Origin of the sequence: Trueperella abortisuis, assembly GCF_030811095.1 — a bacterium.
In the GTDB taxonomy this organism is placed as follows: domain Bacteria; phylum Actinomycetota; class Actinomycetes; order Actinomycetales; family Actinomycetaceae; genus Trueperella; species Trueperella abortisuis.
The window spans coordinates 848,069-862,497 of sequence record NZ_JAUSQL010000001.1 but is presented as its reverse complement, the minus strand read 5'-3'; the positions used below and the strand labels follow the sequence as shown (position 1 = coordinate 862,497).

23 protein-coding genes and 1 other RNA gene are annotated in these 14,429 nt (G+C 57.6%); 12 read left to right on the top strand and 12 right to left on the bottom strand.

Features of this window, described 5'->3' with window-relative positions; all coding sequences use genetic code 11:
- Positions 1–410: 410 nt before the first annotated feature.
- The gene (locus J2S45_RS03800; protein WP_307634593.1) at positions 411–1,217 is read left to right on the top strand and encodes an alpha/beta fold hydrolase; all 807 of its coding nucleotides are present in this window, start codon (positions 411–413) and stop codon (positions 1,215–1,217) included.
- A 219-nt stretch (positions 1,218–1,436) separates the two neighbouring features.
- Here the strand turns inward: J2S45_RS03800 and J2S45_RS03795 are convergent, their stop codons facing one another.
- Positions 1,437–3,026 (bottom strand): MFS transporter, encoded by a 1,590-nt coding sequence (locus tag J2S45_RS03795; protein ID WP_307634592.1) that lies wholly within the window; start codon positions 3,024–3,026, stop codon positions 1,437–1,439.
- 3 nt (positions 3,027–3,029) lie between these two features.
- On the bottom strand, positions 3,030–4,247 hold the full coding sequence (locus J2S45_RS03790) for an amidohydrolase (protein WP_307634591.1): 1,218 nt from the start codon (positions 4,245–4,247) through the stop codon (positions 3,030–3,032).
- Between the two features lie 535 nt (positions 4,248–4,782).
- Here J2S45_RS03790 and J2S45_RS03785 point away from each other — a divergent pair.
- From J2S45_RS03785 to J2S45_RS03770, 4 genes are all read left to right on the top strand, one after another.
- Positions 4,783–5,277 (top strand): hypothetical protein, encoded by a 495-nt coding sequence (locus tag J2S45_RS03785; RefSeq protein WP_307634590.1) that lies wholly within the window; start codon positions 4,783–4,785, stop codon positions 5,275–5,277.
- Positions 5,278–5,383: 106 nt separating this feature from the next.
- The gene (locus tag J2S45_RS03780) at positions 5,384–5,572 is read left to right on the top strand and encodes a hypothetical protein (protein WP_307634589.1); all 189 of its coding nucleotides are present in this window, start codon (positions 5,384–5,386) and stop codon (positions 5,570–5,572) included.
- A gap of 30 nt (positions 5,573–5,602) precedes the next feature.
- The gene (locus J2S45_RS03775) at positions 5,603–5,848 is read left to right on the top strand and encodes a DUF7675 family protein (protein ID WP_307634588.1); all 246 of its coding nucleotides are present in this window, start codon (positions 5,603–5,605) and stop codon (positions 5,846–5,848) included.
- Positions 5,849–5,916: 68 nt separating this feature from the next.
- Complete coding sequence (locus J2S45_RS03770; protein WP_307634587.1) at positions 5,917–6,198, top strand: hypothetical protein; 282 nt, start codon at positions 5,917–5,919, stop codon at positions 6,196–6,198.
- 104 nt (positions 6,199–6,302) lie between these two features.
- Here J2S45_RS03770 and J2S45_RS03765 read toward each other — a convergent pair whose 3' ends face one another.
- Entirely contained in the window at positions 6,303–6,485 is a 183-nt protein-coding gene (locus tag J2S45_RS03765) for a hypothetical protein (protein WP_307634586.1), read from the bottom strand.
- A gap of 478 nt (positions 6,486–6,963) precedes the next feature.
- Between J2S45_RS03765 and J2S45_RS03760 the strand changes: the two genes are divergently transcribed.
- Positions 6,964–7,212, top strand: a complete 249-nt coding sequence (locus J2S45_RS03760; RefSeq protein WP_307634585.1) for a hypothetical protein — start codon at positions 6,964–6,966, stop codon at positions 7,210–7,212.
- Positions 7,213–7,359: 147 nt separating this feature from the next.
- Positions 7,360–7,647 (top strand): hypothetical protein, encoded by a 288-nt coding sequence (locus J2S45_RS03755; RefSeq protein WP_307634584.1) that lies wholly within the window; start codon positions 7,360–7,362, stop codon positions 7,645–7,647.
- A 269-nt stretch (positions 7,648–7,916) separates the two neighbouring features.
- Here the strand turns inward: J2S45_RS03755 and J2S45_RS03750 are convergent, their stop codons facing one another.
- Positions 7,917–8,180 (bottom strand): hypothetical protein, encoded by a 264-nt coding sequence (locus J2S45_RS03750; RefSeq protein ID WP_307634583.1) that lies wholly within the window; start codon positions 8,178–8,180, stop codon positions 7,917–7,919.
- A 138-nt stretch (positions 8,181–8,318) separates the two neighbouring features.
- On the opposite strand from J2S45_RS03750, the gene J2S45_RS03745 reads away from it, so the two are divergent.
- A complete protein-coding gene (locus J2S45_RS03745) occupies positions 8,319–8,588 on the top strand; it encodes a hypothetical protein (RefSeq protein ID WP_307634582.1) in 270 nt (89 codons plus the stop codon).
- A 124-nt stretch (positions 8,589–8,712) separates the two neighbouring features.
- Positions 8,713–8,940, top strand: coding sequence for a hypothetical protein (locus J2S45_RS03740; protein ID WP_307634581.1), 228 nt, complete (start codon positions 8,713–8,715; stop codon positions 8,938–8,940).
- 64 nt (positions 8,941–9,004) lie between these two features.
- Here the strand turns inward: J2S45_RS03740 and J2S45_RS11120 are convergent, their stop codons facing one another.
- The 6 genes from J2S45_RS11120 to J2S45_RS11095 all read right to left on the bottom strand — a co-directional run bounded on the left by J2S45_RS11120 (position 9,005) and on the right by J2S45_RS11095 (position 10,370).
- Positions 9,005–9,241 (bottom strand): hypothetical protein, encoded by a 237-nt coding sequence (locus tag J2S45_RS11120; protein ID WP_407702464.1) that lies wholly within the window; start codon positions 9,239–9,241, stop codon positions 9,005–9,007.
- A 117-nt stretch (positions 9,242–9,358) separates the two neighbouring features.
- Positions 9,359–9,586 carry a transposase gene (locus J2S45_RS11115; RefSeq protein WP_407702463.1) on the bottom strand — a complete coding sequence of 76 codons (228 nt, stop codon included), beginning with the start codon at positions 9,584–9,586 and terminating at the stop codon, positions 9,359–9,361.
- A gap of 7 nt (positions 9,587–9,593) precedes the next feature.
- Positions 9,594–9,758, bottom strand: a complete 165-nt coding sequence (locus tag J2S45_RS11110; RefSeq protein ID WP_407702501.1) for a hypothetical protein — start codon at positions 9,756–9,758, stop codon at positions 9,594–9,596.
- Between the two features lie 44 nt (positions 9,759–9,802).
- Positions 9,803–9,976 carry a transposase gene (locus J2S45_RS11105; protein WP_407702462.1) on the bottom strand — a complete coding sequence of 58 codons (174 nt, stop codon included), beginning with the start codon at positions 9,974–9,976 and terminating at the stop codon, positions 9,803–9,805.
- 14 nt (positions 9,977–9,990) lie between these two features.
- The gene (locus tag J2S45_RS11100; RefSeq protein WP_407702500.1) at positions 9,991–10,122 is read right to left on the bottom strand and encodes a transposase; all 132 of its coding nucleotides are present in this window, start codon (positions 10,120–10,122) and stop codon (positions 9,991–9,993) included.
- Entirely contained in the window at positions 10,059–10,370 is a 312-nt protein-coding gene (locus tag J2S45_RS11095) for a hypothetical protein (protein ID WP_407702461.1), read from the bottom strand. The genes J2S45_RS11100 and J2S45_RS11095 overlap by 64 nt, the downstream gene beginning before the upstream one ends.
- On the opposite strand from J2S45_RS11095, the gene J2S45_RS03730 reads away from it, so the two are divergent.
- Together J2S45_RS03730 and J2S45_RS03725 are read left to right on the top strand one after the other, a co-directional pair.
- Positions 10,363–10,836 (top strand): hypothetical protein, encoded by a 474-nt coding sequence (locus tag J2S45_RS03730; protein WP_307634580.1) that lies wholly within the window; start codon positions 10,363–10,365, stop codon positions 10,834–10,836. The two genes, J2S45_RS11095 and J2S45_RS03730, sit on opposite strands and share 8 nt — an antisense overlap.
- A 468-nt stretch (positions 10,837–11,304) precedes the next feature.
- On the top strand, positions 11,305–11,619 hold the full coding sequence (locus tag J2S45_RS03725) for a hypothetical protein (protein WP_296929806.1): 315 nt from the start codon (positions 11,305–11,307) through the stop codon (positions 11,617–11,619).
- Between the two features lie 519 nt (positions 11,620–12,138).
- Here J2S45_RS03725 and ssrA read toward each other — a convergent pair.
- Both ssrA and J2S45_RS03715 read right to left on the bottom strand, forming a co-directional pair.
- Positions 12,139–12,516, bottom strand: a transfer-messenger RNA (tmRNA) gene (gene ssrA / locus J2S45_RS03720).
- 80 nt (positions 12,517–12,596) lie between these two features.
- On the bottom strand, positions 12,597–13,166 hold the full coding sequence (locus J2S45_RS03715; protein ID WP_307634579.1) for a P-loop NTPase family protein: 570 nt from the start codon (positions 13,164–13,166) through the stop codon (positions 12,597–12,599).
- 170 nt (positions 13,167–13,336) lie between these two features.
- Between J2S45_RS03715 and J2S45_RS03710 the strand changes: the two genes are divergently transcribed.
- On the top strand, positions 13,337–14,416 hold the full coding sequence (locus J2S45_RS03710; RefSeq protein ID WP_307634578.1) for a S66 family peptidase: 1,080 nt from the start codon (positions 13,337–13,339) through the stop codon (positions 14,414–14,416).
- The last annotated feature ends 13 nt before the right edge of the window (positions 14,417–14,429 follow it).

Genomic DNA, 14,429 nt, shown 5'->3' with positions numbered 1-14,429 from the left:
CTCCTTTGCGTGGATGCAACCCAATGACATGTGTACGCTCAACTCTATTGAAATCGCGCCGGACCCGCCACCGATTTTGTGCATCTGATCAGGGCAAACGCTCTATTCACCCCGCGGGCCTGAGCCTCGAGGCTCGGACCTTGAGGCTCAAGTCGCTCTAGGCACCAGCCTTGAGGCGCGGGCCGCTAGAGGCGCGGCTCTAGGCAAGGCCGGCGAACGTCATAGGGCGGACGGTTCGATCGAGGTTGCACCGCCACGACGCCGACTGCGACGGCCGAGGCTTGCAAGACGAGGTCTGCGAAGGATTCAGTTTCTCCGAGTGAGCGTGGACGATGAGGGCGACGCCGTGCAAAATAGGAAAGAACAAGGCGAAAACATCGAGGCTGTATGCCGGCGAAAGGAGTCTCTACATGCTGTCGTATTATGCGGCGGGTGATCCCGATGCACCAATGGTGGCACTCGTTCACGGAGTGTGTGATTCGGGTGTTGCGTGGGTAGACCTGATAAATCGACTCGCCGACCGTTACCTGGTGATCGCTTTCGACTCCCTCGGCCACGGCACTTCCCGCCGCCTCACAGATGAAGAGCTTCGTCAGCCAGGCGAAGCTTCGGCACACCAGCTGGAACGTGCGATCGAGCATCTTCGCACGCTCTATGGAAAGACGCCGATTGTCATTGCCCACTCGATGGGCGCCGCCATCTCATCGTATCTATCAGTGAGCAGACCAGACCTCATTCGCGGTCTTTTCCTTGAGGATCCCGCATGGCTGAATGAGGAACAGGCGGCGGGGTATGTGGAGCGCGCCCCTGAACAGGTAGCAACGAGTGCTCATCTGTGGCGCAGGGACGCCGCTGGAACGGTTGCCGGAAATGTCGACCAGCGCCCTGGCTGGGACGCAGCCTCGCACTACGGTTGGGCATTCGGTAAAGCCTTGGTTGACCCTCGTCTACTCGCCACTGGCATCGTGAGTTTTTCACCGCCGTGGCGTGACATTGCGCGAGCTATCACCGTGCCCACGTTAGTAGTCACCTCTGACACGCAGGAGGTGCTCGTTGGCACCCAAGGTGTCAAGGCAATCGCCGAGCTGGCAAATCCCCGTATTGAAACCGCTGTTATTGGCGGAACTGGCCATGGGGTGCGCCTGAGTAAACCTGAAGAGTATCAACGAGTGTTGGAAGAGTGGCTGACGCAATTCGGCACGACGGCGCGGGGCTAGGCGTTGACGAGTTCGCCTCTCGATGAAGCGTTGCAGGCAGTGAACGACGCTTGCATGCCGCCAAAGGTGCTCGCATGCCGTCAAAGATGCTCGCGTGCCCGAGATTCTCGGGCGAGGCGGCCTGAAGGCTACCCCTTGAGTGCCTCAGTAAATGGGACGTCGGGTGCATGAATCCGTTTGTTAGGTTCATGCACCCGACATCTATACGTGTTGAGCGTACTAGGAACGAGCCAGCTTCCTGAGCTCCTCAATCGGGAGCTCAGCCAGCCGGTCGAGGATCTCTTGACGCTCGTCGTCGGGAACCGCCTGCGGTTCGGGATCCGGAGTTTCCTCGGGTCCGTTAGCAGATCCGCCGCCCTTCGGGACGGTGGTGGTGATGGAGACGATCGCCGTCAACAGGAATATCAGCGAAACGCCGAGTGCCACCATCGCGGCGAGTCGTAGGGAGACGTTGTCACTGCGCCCGGTCATGGCAATCAGCTCGGGCACCTCGGCGCCCTGCAGCCCGTAGAAGACCGCCAGCGAAATAGCGGTGCCGATTGCGCCACCGAGCGAGGACGCCATCTTGTAGATACCAGCGCCGGAACCGGCCTGGGCGGCAGGCAGGTTTGCCAGCGCGGCATCGGTTGACGGCGTCGCGTAGAAGGCCAGGCCGAGGCCGAAGAGGCAGTAGGCGATGATTGCGAGAATGACGTACTGTCCAATGAGCAGATGGGTCATCATCAGCATCACGCACGACACGATGGTGATCAGACAGCCCCAGATCATCGGCTTGCGCGGTCCGAAGCGCTGCAGCAGCTTTTCGCCGATTCGGATGAAAGCGATGATACACACACCGTAGCCAAGCGAGAGAAGACCCGCATCAAACGGCGTGTACAGGGACCCGTCGGCCTTGTGCCCCGCCAGCTGGATGACCTGCTGGCTGATGATCAGCATGCCGATAGTGCCGTTGACCAGGAAGTTTGAGATCGTGGCACCGGTGAACGTGGTGTTCTTGAATAGGGCGAAGTCGATGAACGGGTTGGATTGCTTCCGCTCCCACTGGACGAACAAGACGTATGCCACGACCGCCATCAACGCCAGGCCAATCGTGGTGAGGCTGGACCAGCCCAGCTTGGAACCGTAGAGCAGCACGATCATCAGGCCAAGCGTGCCAACGATGAACAGCGCTAGGCCGGGCGCATCAAACTTCTTGTGGGTAGGCTCGGCGACCTTGTTTTCAGGAGTACCGAGGATCATCACGAACGCAATGGCCGAGATGATGATCGATGCGATGAAGATGCCTCGCCAGCCTACGAAGTTGACGACGGAACCACCGAAGATCGCGGCCAGGCCTGAGCCACCCCACGAACCAATGGACCACATCGACACCGCACGCTGACGGGCAGGGCCATCCCAATACGCCTTCACCAGAGCCATCGAAGCCGGCATGATACAGGCCGCTCCGAGGCCTTGAATCGCGCGACCGGACAGCAGTAGCGGGAGCGCCAAGCCACCCGAGGCGAAGACGGTGAGCAACGAACCGGTAGCGTTCAACACAATGCCAATGAGCGTAATCTTGACACGCCCGATCCGGTCGGCGAGGCCGCCCATCAGCACCATAAACAGGCCCGAGCACAGGCCGGTGATCGACACCGCCAGATTCATGCCCGCCGCATCGATATTGTCTGTACCGATGTCAGCCATGATGTTCGGCGCAACGGTGGCCGCGGTACCGGCAAACAGCCAGAACGTCACCACCGCAAGCACAATGCCCCAAAGCAGCTTCTCAGTGCCCTGGTAGCCGGTTTTTTCGGTCGTAGTTGTCATCATTCACTCCTTCAGCCATGCCAGGCACGCGACAATCGCCGCTTCGGTTCCCGTGCGCAGAGTCGGCTGCATGACCGGCCCGAACGCGGGGTTGTGGTTGGGGTAGGTCTGGGCTCCGGCTTCGAAACCGCCAAAGCCCCAGTAGCAGTAGTCGACGCCGAACGCGTCAGGGATGAAACTGAAATCCTCCGACGCGGATACCTCGCCGCAGTCCATCACACGATCCGCGCCGAAGTGATCGACGAACGCCTTCGTCACCTTCTCGGTAGTCTCGACGTCGTTGTCGGTCAGCGGGTAGGAATCGTAGAGCTCAAACTCGGGAGCCTGAGGGCAGTTGGCGGCTTCGCATTCAGCGACGACGACGCGCTTGATGCCGGCCAGTAGCTGCTCACGAACGGCCATGTCGTAAGCACGGATATTAATCAGGAGTTGCGCCGAGTCGGGAATAATGTTCGACTTCGATCCGGCCTGAACCGAGCCTACCGTCAGCACGGCCATGTCGAACGGGTTGATCTCACGCGAGACCACCGTCTGCAGCCGCAGGACGATAGCCGATGCCAGAACCACCGGATCCACGCCCAGGTGCGGCATCGAACCGTGGGAGCCCTTGCCGTGCAAAGTCACCTTGATTGAAGCGCCGGTGGAAAGAATGGGCCCGGCATGCGTGCCAACCTGCCCCGACCGCATTGGGCCGGCCAGGACATGCTGACCCAGAGCGACGTCGGGCTTGGGCAGCTTATCTACCAGGCCGTCCTCGACCATGGATTTGGCTCCGGCCGCCGTCTCCTCACCGGGCTGGAACAGTGCGATGTGGGTTCCGCTCCAGGCATCGGTGTTTTCGGAGAGGACGCGGGCGGCACCGAGGTTGGCCATGATGTGGAAATCGTGGCCGCAGGCGTGCATCGCAGGCACCTCGTTGCCGTTTTCGTCGGTTCGGGTAATCGTCGAGGCGTACTCCAAGCCAGTGTTTTCCTTAACTGGCAGGGCGTCAATGTCGGCTCGGAAGAGAACGGTTGCCCCCTCACCGTTTTCTAGGACACCAACGACTCCCCCACCGATCCGCTGCACCTGGTAGCCCAGCTTTTCCAGCTCGGCTTCGATGAAGTCGCAGGTTTCTGTTTCCTGCATGGAGAGTTCGGGATTCTGGTGCAGGTGGATGTATGACTCCTCCTGCCAGTCGGTAATCGCGTCTAGTGCTTTGCCAATATCGAGTGTGGACATCTTGCTCCTGCCCAAGCCGTTATGCGGCTTTTGAATAGTATTGACTTAATGGTAACGCGAAGTGATCTTTGGCACTAGTACATTACAGGTGTATAGAGAATCATGACTGAGGCTTCGGCAGGCCTGCTCGAGATACCACGGGCGGTACTGCCCTCTGACCATGGAAGTCCGCACTCGTTCGTCGTAAGCCCTCATTGCCCCGTGCAGCGGAGACGTAACCGTGGCCCCTACCTTCGCCCCACCGATTCGCCGCAGCGGAGGAGTTTCCGGGCAGGTTGTGAGGGTTGGTGTGAGGGTTGGCAAGTGAAGGCCTCTGCGGGATGCGGCTAGACAACCATCAGTTCCGGACGGGGCCATCACCGGTCACGCCCTTGTGCCTTAACTGACGAGACGGGCCGGGCAGCCACGAACTTGCCGAAGCACCACGCAACAGGACTACCCGGACGTCGCCCATGCAGGCGGCGGCGATGCTGAAGAAGAGTTCGGGCGTTCGTGGGCGCGTACGGCTGCCGGTGAAAACCAGATTTTGGCTCGGATGCGGCGCAACAACCCGGGCTTGTTCAACGACGGCGTGTTCGCCAAGGACTCACAGTTCCGTTCACCGGCCTGGGTCAAAGCGAAGGAGTCAACCCGGCGCCGCCGGGAGAACATCAAGCTAGCCACGGGCACTAGCGGCGGTGGCGGAGCCAAGCCGCCGAAGCTGCCAACCAGCGGGCGCCCCTTTTGGGAAGCAGACCCGGATGACGGGTCCTTGCCTGACGCTCATATTGCACCTCCTGGTTTTCGTATGCCTTTTACGCGGAAGACACGGCCACGAGCAACTTATGAACGCGCCGAGCATGCTTTGTCCCGCCATGCCTCAGACGCGGTCATTACCAGCGAGGTACAAACCTTTTCCCAGCAGACTTTGATGACATCGAAGCAATCAAATATGTCATGGATCGGGTTGCCTATCTGGGTGAACCAAAGTATGAGAGCCAACGACTTTATTTTGATGCTGAGGTTCAAGGCGTTTATACCTATGTTGTAATGCCATCTAATGATGGTTCTTGGGAGATCCGCACAATGTTCCCGCTTCGCGGTCGAGGTGTCATGGCTGCACGCCATGGAGTGAAAATGCCGGGAGGATTGTGAGTATGGAAGTGGATAGACTCAAGGCGTATGAACGTCAAGCGGAATCTCTGATTGAACTAGTCGGAACTACCCCATTGACTGATGAACTGATGCGCCAAGCCGAGTTTGAAGAAGCGATTATGTTGATTCAAGATGTCGCCGAAGAACGGGGAATCGTTCTCCCCCGAGATTTAGCCACAAAGCCTATATAAGACCTAATGAAATGAAGGGGGCATCCGGGCATGAAAAGTAATCAATTCATAGCTGCTGAGGACAATATTCCGGGTGCGCACATTTGGGACGTAACCGAGATCGATGAATATGGAAACCAACCACGCGGTGTTCATTTGGTGACATTCGACCGGGAAACAGTTTTGAACTTGTTTACTGATTATCCCCACAATTTCACAGCCGAGCAACTTGAGATCTTTAAGAAGGAACGCCCATTTTGGGCTGATTTCTTTGGGGATCGTGCACGAGTATATTAACCGATATGGGCATGGGCACCATATTGTGATTGGTATGGGGCCTTCTGGGAAGGTGGTGTATTGGGTCAATGACAGATGAACGCCGTAATAGAAAATTCGGCCTATTCTTCGAAGGATTCTCCTTGGAAGAAGTCAAACAGGTATTAGAGCAATTCCCGGATACAACGCCGACGAGCTATTTTGATGATGACGATGTGCCATTTCCCATCTTGGCGGCATACTCGACGGCAATTCCGCCGGAGAGAATTCAGCAATTTGTGAAGGAGAAGCTGGACTATCGGCCCCCAACTGATAGGCAGATCGAAGAACTAGGTGACTTTGACGATGTACGTGCTTTTGCGCGTACTTGACTGCGCATACCTGCTTGACCAGCATGGTTCTTGACCCCACCAGAGATTGGTGGGGTCAAGAACTAAGGAAATGTACCTTCCTACGGGGGCCGCTCCAGGCCAGTTTAGACCTTCTCTTTGAGTCGTTCAGGCAGCTCAATGCCACGTCTTTTTGCTTCATCTTGTAGCGCCCAGACTACTTCTTCGTATTCAGCCTGTTGACGCATCTCACGGGCATATTGAGTTTCAGGAACCAATTCCAACAGCGCATCGATCATGCCCGCAAGCTCATCCAGTGAATGTCGCATGTCACTATTGTAGCGGAGTTTTCCTTCCTTTGTGCGCAACCATTACGCTCCTACCTGAAACTGGCCATACAGAGCGCGGGGTCCATTTCCCGTCCTCTCAACGAATCGCAAGATTGCATATCACGCCTTGGATCTCGGCAGAAAAATGCAACGCCTGACCATCGAGGCGGGGTTCGCCCAGATATACAGCACGATCCATGACATATTTGATTGCTTCGATGTCATCAAAGTCTGCTGGGAAAAGGTTTGTACCTCGCTGGTAATGACCGCGTCTGAGGCATGGCGGGACAAAGCATGCTCGGCGCGTTCATAAGTTGCTCGTGGCCGTGTCTTCCGCGTAAAAGGCATACGAAAACCAGGAGGTGCAATATGAGCGTCAGGCAAGGACCCGTCATCCGGGTCTGCTTCCCAAAAGGGGCGCCCGCTGGTTGGCAGCTTCGGCGGTGATAAGTCACCTCGTATGCCTTCCAGTGATGGTATGAAGGTGCCGGAATGGCTTAACGATGAAACCCTCGATAAGGTGCTTAACGGCCGTATCTGGGTCAATTCTAAAGGTGAAATCACTTTGAAAGGAGGCCATGCATCGGGGAGGAATTGGGTAGGCAAAACAGAGTTTTCTTCCCAGTGGTCTAGAAGCGAGTTTCGTCAAGCGATCATTGTGACGCGAAATGATCCTGCGGTGGTGCGGAAAACGGGTGATCGTACTGAGTTTCGTCGGATTGGTTGATGGGGATTTAATCCATGTCAGCGTTTATGAGAATAATGGCGAGATTTTTAGAGGTGCTCACGCCGTTGGAGGAGCAAACGTATTCCTAAACACCATCGATGGTAAGGTTCGGAAGGAAATACCTAACGATTGGAATTCGAAGGAGGAATGGTGGTTATTCCCGTAGGTTTCGATAAACTTACGACGGCTTTTGCCGATCAGGTTTTTCCTTATCTTTCTAAGCCGATGCAATCTGTTATCGAATCTGATCGTGCGTCAGTTGATATTGCCATGGAGATTGATGATTTTCTTCAGTTTTCTTTGCTTGACGGTGTAGAGATCCCTACAGATCTTCTTGATGTTACGGAGGTTACGATCCGAGCCGGTTGGGACCCGGAACTTACTGAACGGAGCTTGGGTTGGATTGCTAAGCATCGGGCTAGGGTTGGCACCTAATTGAATACTTCTTGATTCTTCCGATGATATGTTGAGTAGAGCGTTAGAAAGACATGTGATGAGGTACGGGCATGCTTATCATATCGTTATTGGGATGAATCCGTCGGGGAAGGTGGTTTATTGGGTCAATGACAGGTGAAGCTAGATCCCGGAACTTCGGTTTGTCCTTTGAGGGCTTCTCATTAGAAAGAATAGAGTCGGTGTTGGAGAGTTTCCCAGGTGTAAAGCCAACCGATTATTTCGATGACGGTGAAGGCCCTTTCCCAATCCTAGCTACCTACTCGACGGATACCGCCGTTGAAGAAATCCAGCAGTTCGTTAAGGAACAGCTCGGGTATCGACCGCCCTCGGATGAACAGTTCGATACGCTCCCAGATATGGAGAGCGTTCGTGCGTTCACGCGGTCTTAGCCGGACTCTCACATACTTCTTGACCCCGCCAAGAGTTGATGCCATTTGGCCTGTCCCTTGGTGGTGGGCTTTTTTGATGCCCGTTCGGTCGAAATATTTCTGAATCGCGTAAACAATCTGCATCGTTAGCCTATCTCACAAGCGGCACAGGAGATGATAGTGCCCTCGTAGAATCAGTTAACGACTATGTGAGACGATATGGGCATGGGCACCATATTGTGATTGGCATGGGGCCTTCTGGGAAGGTGGTGTACTGGATCAATGAATAAGAGCAAGAAGTTCTCGCTATTCTTCGAGGGTTTCGCACTTGAGGATGTGAGAGAAGTGCTTGATCGGTGCCCGGACGATGTACCGGTTGGATATATTGACGACGAGGGGGAACCGTTCCCAGTAATGGCGGTATATGTGAGCATGGTTCCGCCCAGCACGCTTCAGGAATATGCCAAGAGTAAACTGGACTATCGGCCACCTACTGGAGAACAACTCGAAGAGCTTGATTATGATGGTGCCCGAGAATTCGCGCGCACCTAAGAATGCGCAATCATCGCACAAAATGTTCTTGACCCCACCAATCTCTGGTGGGGTTTTGTTTTACCCATTTGGCCTGCCCCTTGGTGGTGGGCTTCTTTTGATGCCCGTAAGGAGGCAAAACACAATGTATGGACGACGCCACCCATTCCTGGTCATGCTCACAGGTGATGAGGCTGGGGGTTCTGGAAGCCCTCAGGACGAGCCGGAGCAGACCACCAACGCCGACGCCGAGAAAGCAACCGATACCGCCGACGACGCCGATGCCGACGACGTCGACGACGTCGACGAGAGCGATGGCGAGGCGTGGGATAAGGAACGGGCCCTACGCAAGATCCGCAAGGCGAACGCCTAAGCGAAGGCCCTGCGTGAGCGGGCCAAGGGAGCTTGTCAAGTTTGTTGTGTATGAAGGGGTTGTTTTATAGGTAGGGGTTCATGCGGTCGGGGTAGGCCGCGGCTAGTTGGGCCAGGGCCTGTTTCCAGTTCGCCTTCACCTGCCCTTCGATCAGTCGGCCCGCGCCTTTACGCTCTGCGGCGGCTTTGCCTTTGTCCTTGGCCCACCGGCGGGCCCGGGTATCCTCAATATCGCAAATAGCTAGCCACAACAGCTTGAGACCCGCCTCATCGGTAGGGAACTGAGAGCGATTCTGCCTCACCTTACGCAGCTGGTAGCTGGGTGACTCGATAGCGTTAGTCGTGTAGAACTTTGCGCAGGGCTGGCGGGAACTGCAAGAACGCCGGTGTTGCGCCCCCCTAGGCGTTACGCCAGGTCGCTACCGCCGAAGGGGTACTTCTGGCCCAGGTCCAAGGCGGCGAAGGCCTCTAGGGCCTCTTGAGCGACCTGCTCGCTGCTGGCGGTATAGATCGCCTGTGAGGGACACTGAGTGGGCTTTGCGGTCCTGGTAGGCCACGAAGTACTTCGCGGCCCGGATCAGGTGAACGACACAGGTTTGGACTAGCGAGTTGGGCCAGGTGGCCAAGGTAGCCTCAGGCAAGCCCACCAGCACCTCACAACACAATCAGCACGTCTTGAATACCCCGGTTGGCTAGTTGGAAGCACACGGAAGCCCAAAACGAGGACCCCTCATTGTCTAGGGGCCCAGATACCCAAGGGCGTGCTTGATGCCCTCCATATCGACCCCCACCCCGAATATGAGCAGCCTTGGATCGCACCCGGCCTTGGTCACGGACCTTAACCCGGATCGCATCGAGATAGATCACCGGGTAGAACTCTTGTCAGGTCCGCTCCTGCCAAGTGGTGACCGACTCTCGGGGCGCGTCAGTAATATTTTAGCGATCGTCTCATGGGATAGCTCCGTGCCGATCGTCTTAGCCAGATGATGCTGAATATCGCGTACGGTCATCCCACCGGCATAAAGGCTGATAATCATCTGATCCAGCCCACCTAGGCGCCGTGAACCTTTAGGCACCAACCTGGGGGTGAAAGAGAGCCTTCACGGTCCCGGGCAATGGTCAGCTCAATATCGCCAACCTCGCTAGCCACGGTCTTGGTATACGACCCGTTACGGGCGTTGATTGGCCGGTCAGATTCGGCCTTAGCCTGCCGATCGCGGGGCTCATATCCCAGGTGTGAGCCCGTCCGGCCTGCAAGCCGCGCTCCAGGGCTTCCTTGATCAGTGCGGGGATCATTCCCCCATCCCCGGTCAGCTCGATCTGGCCAGAATCAATGCGGGCAAATAGATCGTCTAAAGCACCGTTAGCCTTCAGCTGCCCAACAACATCGGCGCCAGCCGGGCGGGTCTTCTCATCACGTGTCATGGTCATAATCGAATCCTTTCATCAGATCCTCATACACAAACCATTTGACACCCTCATGGCTGACACACAGCACACCGACACGACCGAGGCCACTGATGAGGCCGAGACTTCACAAGCTCCCGGCACCGATTCTGCTCCTGCACAGGAAACAGATTGGAAAGCCGAGGCACGTAAATGGGAAGACCGAGCCAAAGCTAACCGGGCCCAGGTCTCCCAACTCAAGACACGAATCACCGAGCTTGAAGGTGCCTCCGGGGATCTTGAAAAAGTCCTTGCCCGCATCGGTGCTCTTGAAAAGCACAACGCCGATCTTGAGTTCATGTGGAAGGATGAGGACTTTCAGGCCGACATCATTGACCGTGACATGGCCCCGGCGAAGAACACCACCCTGTCTCGTGCTCTGACCTTGGCCTCTACCACCGGGTCAACCCGCTCACGGATAACCCGGTCAGCACCTGGTCTAAGTACCTGACCGCGACCACGCTCATCGTCGAGCAGGGCAAGACTGAGGCCGATGCCGACATTCGTGCCGCCGCTGGCCTTGTCATCGCCAACGACGCCGACGTCAACGCCCCGGCCCTCGACCGCAAGCAGGCATGGGCGCTGGGTATCGACCTGATCAACACCCGATATAGGCTCACGGGATCGTATCACGAGCCCGGAGGTTGCCGGATGATCAACGGCGGAACCGCCTGACTATCTCGGTGACGGGCGCGGCCGGAACGGTGCCGAAGTTCCTAGCCGAGCGTCTTGGACACAGAGGCGCGCCTGTGGCGAGCGGCAGACCCCGGCATGTAAACCCACGTCACATAACCACATGCAGCAACACCACAAAGAAGAATCACCGTGCCAAAAACAAGTTACGTGACTGAACCTACCCAATCCACTTCGACGGATGAAATAATAGTCGCGGCAACATCACAGGTTAGAAGGCAAGGGCGTGAGCGCGATGGATGAGTTTCCAGAGGTTGAGGGCGTGGATGTGCCGCTACTGTATGTGTCACCGATGCATTGTTCCGACGTGGAGATTAAGGCGCCTATTATTCGTTGGCTTGTGTCGCATGGCATTCAGCCCGATAGCACTGATCCGGGGTTGAGGTGGTGGTCTAAATATGTCAACGGGGACATGATCGGCGTTCTATACATGCACGTGGCGTTTAACCCTACCCGTTGGTACTTCCTCCCGCCGGAAGGTAAGACGATTGAGGACCTGATCCCTGAGTATTGGGTCGGCGAGGGTGAGTGCCCTAAATAGAGCACTCACTGATCATCATAGGATGCACGGACCAACTGAAAGGATGCCAAGCCCGCGCACATTCTGTCTCACCGGCCGGTGCGGGCGTTGCCGATCACAGTCGCGGCAAGGTTACCCGCGTCCCCCGCGAAATACCCACACGTGTCCCTCTCAACTCAAAATACTATCGAGGGACACCATTGTGCGTGGTAGACTCCACTCTCCGCGAATGAAGCGGGAGTGAATCTCCCTGAGTAGCAGGCAAGCCACGGTTGTCCTGCAAACGCTTGGCATGCGGTAGTCATAGCCCTCTTTGCGGTAACGGCCGCGCCAGGTGCCGGCGTTTGTCTTATACACGTGGCCGAAGTTTGATCTGCCCATCGGAGTACCCCTTCTTGTTTGGTGGTGGGGTACCCCAAAAGTACCCCTACGAGAGTATAAAAGAGTGTAAACGGGTATAAAACAGTGTAAAACAATGCTGCCACTTTTCCGCGCCAGGACAACGAAAACCCCGCCAGATCAACGATCCAGCGGGGCACCCTGTGGAGATGGGGAGAATTGAACTCCCGTCCGACGATGCAAAACCCAAGGCTTCTCCGGGTGCAGTCTGCTAGACGTTGTTTTCAGCTCCAGCACTCACGCGGACAAGTTGCTGACGAGCATAGTTACCGAGTGTCGGGCGGCACCCGGTAACCCGGTGCCGTCCCAGTGGCTTTCAAAAACGACGCCAGAACTCTCACGTGAAAGCACCGTGAGACTGACGGACTTCTTTAAATGCGCTCGCGCTTAGGCAGCGAGGGCGAAGTCGGACTTCTGCTTGTTGGCAGTTATTGTTTGCAGAGAGTCGTTTAAGAGATGACTCTGCATCCTCTACCCGCTTCCCTTCGGCAGTCATCGCCGTCGAAACCGATCATCCCCATATTCTGTTGTCAACCAACTAAGCCCGAAGGCTTACCCTTACATTATACCGACGACGCCGTCCGCGTCTATTCCCGGCGTCACAACCGCGAGATGACGGCGAGGAGGTCGTCCAACTGGCGCGGATGGGTCAATCGCAACACGGCAAGTCCGGTGGGTGCCGCTTCCATCTCGCGCATCCTGGCACGCTTGGAGGCAAAGGAGCGAAAGTGCCATCGAAGAATCGAGTCCTGGCTAAAAACCTGCTTCCAGTTTTCGCGATTGCCGTTGCAGGTCTCAAGACCATCGACGGCGCGCCGCCACGTGCGTCGCACCAGCCGGCCGAGGGACAGCAGCCGTGGATAATCGAGCGCGATCATGACCTGCGCACGCTCAAACAGGACATCACGGAATTGATGATAGGCCGAATCGAATACCCACTCCTCGGCCGCCGCCAGTTCGGTGGCGATGGCACGCATAGACTCGTCGTCCCTGTTGGTCCATGGTGCCACGTCGGCTGGTAGCCACCCGACGGCGTCGTCCACCAGGATGATCGGCAGACCGCGCGCCCTCCCAAAACGGCTTGCCGCTGTGGACTTCCCCGAGCCCGTCACGCCGTAGAAGAGGACGCGGCGTGCGCGTGCGGCGTCATCAAGAGTTGCCCGCGGCATTATTGCGTACTCCGCCGGTGCAACGCGATGGTGTCGTCCTCGTGTCTCGCGCCCACGACCGCGGCCTTCATCTGAGAGGTCAACATATCTTCACGCCGCTGTTTGGCCTCATCCGACACTATCCCTCGCTTCATCCGTGTTTTCACTCCCATGAAGGGTACCATCGCAGCATGACCAAAGAAATCCTGGTTCCGAGAACGATTAACCCCGGCGACAAGGTCGCGTTGCTCTCCCCCGCTTGGGCCGCGCCGGCCTACTTCCCGCAGATCCACGAGCAGGCGGTCGCCCGCCTCCAGCGGTTGCTCGACGTCGTGGTCGTTGAGTATCCCACCACGCGGCAGATGGGGGCCAGTCCCGAGGAGCGCGCCGCGGACGTGAACGCCGCATTTGCTGACCCCGAGATCCGCGCGATCCTCACCACCGTAGGCGGAAGGGACGAAATCCGTCTGATCCGGCACCTCGACCCGTCACTCCCCCAGGCCGACCCCAAACCCTTCTTCGGCTACTCGGATAACACGAACATTCTCAACTGGCTGTGGTCGCACGGGGTGGGCGGATACTACGGCGGGGCCACCCAGGTCCACTTCGGGCCGGGCACGCTCGTCGACGCCGAGCACCTCATCACGCTCCGCGCCGCGTTGTTCGGCCGGGGCGACACGGTCTTGCCCGCCACCACCGACTCCCAGGACTATGGGTACGACTGGTCGAGCCCGGAGGCGCTCACCGAGGATTCCCCGCGCGGCCCCGCCCGCCCAATCGAGTTCGTGGGCAGCGACGCGCTCGTGCGGGGACGCACGTGGGGCGGGTGCCTGGAGGTCATCGACCAGCTCGCGCTCGCCGGCCGGCTCCCAGACGTCTCAGACCTCGAGGGAGCCATCCTCATCTTTGAAAACTCGGAGCGGGTGACTCCCGCGGACATGGTGGGCGACTGGATCCGGGCCCTCGGCGAGCGCGGCTACCTCGAGGCGGCGGCGGGGCTCATGTTCGCCCGGCCGGTCGTCGATGACCGCGACGCGCCCGGAACCGCGGAGCTTCAACAGGCCCGCCACGACGCCTACATCGAGTACCTGCTCACGCAGGTCAGCCGTTACCGCAAGGATCTCCTCGTCTGCCTCAACGTCCCCTTCGGCCACACGCGCCCGCAGCTGATCCTGCCATACGGTGGCGAGGTCACACTTGACCCGGTATCGGAGCGGGTCACGGCCCATTTTCCGGTTGCCGCCCGATACCGGATTGGCGTCGCGGGATAAACCCGTCAGCCCG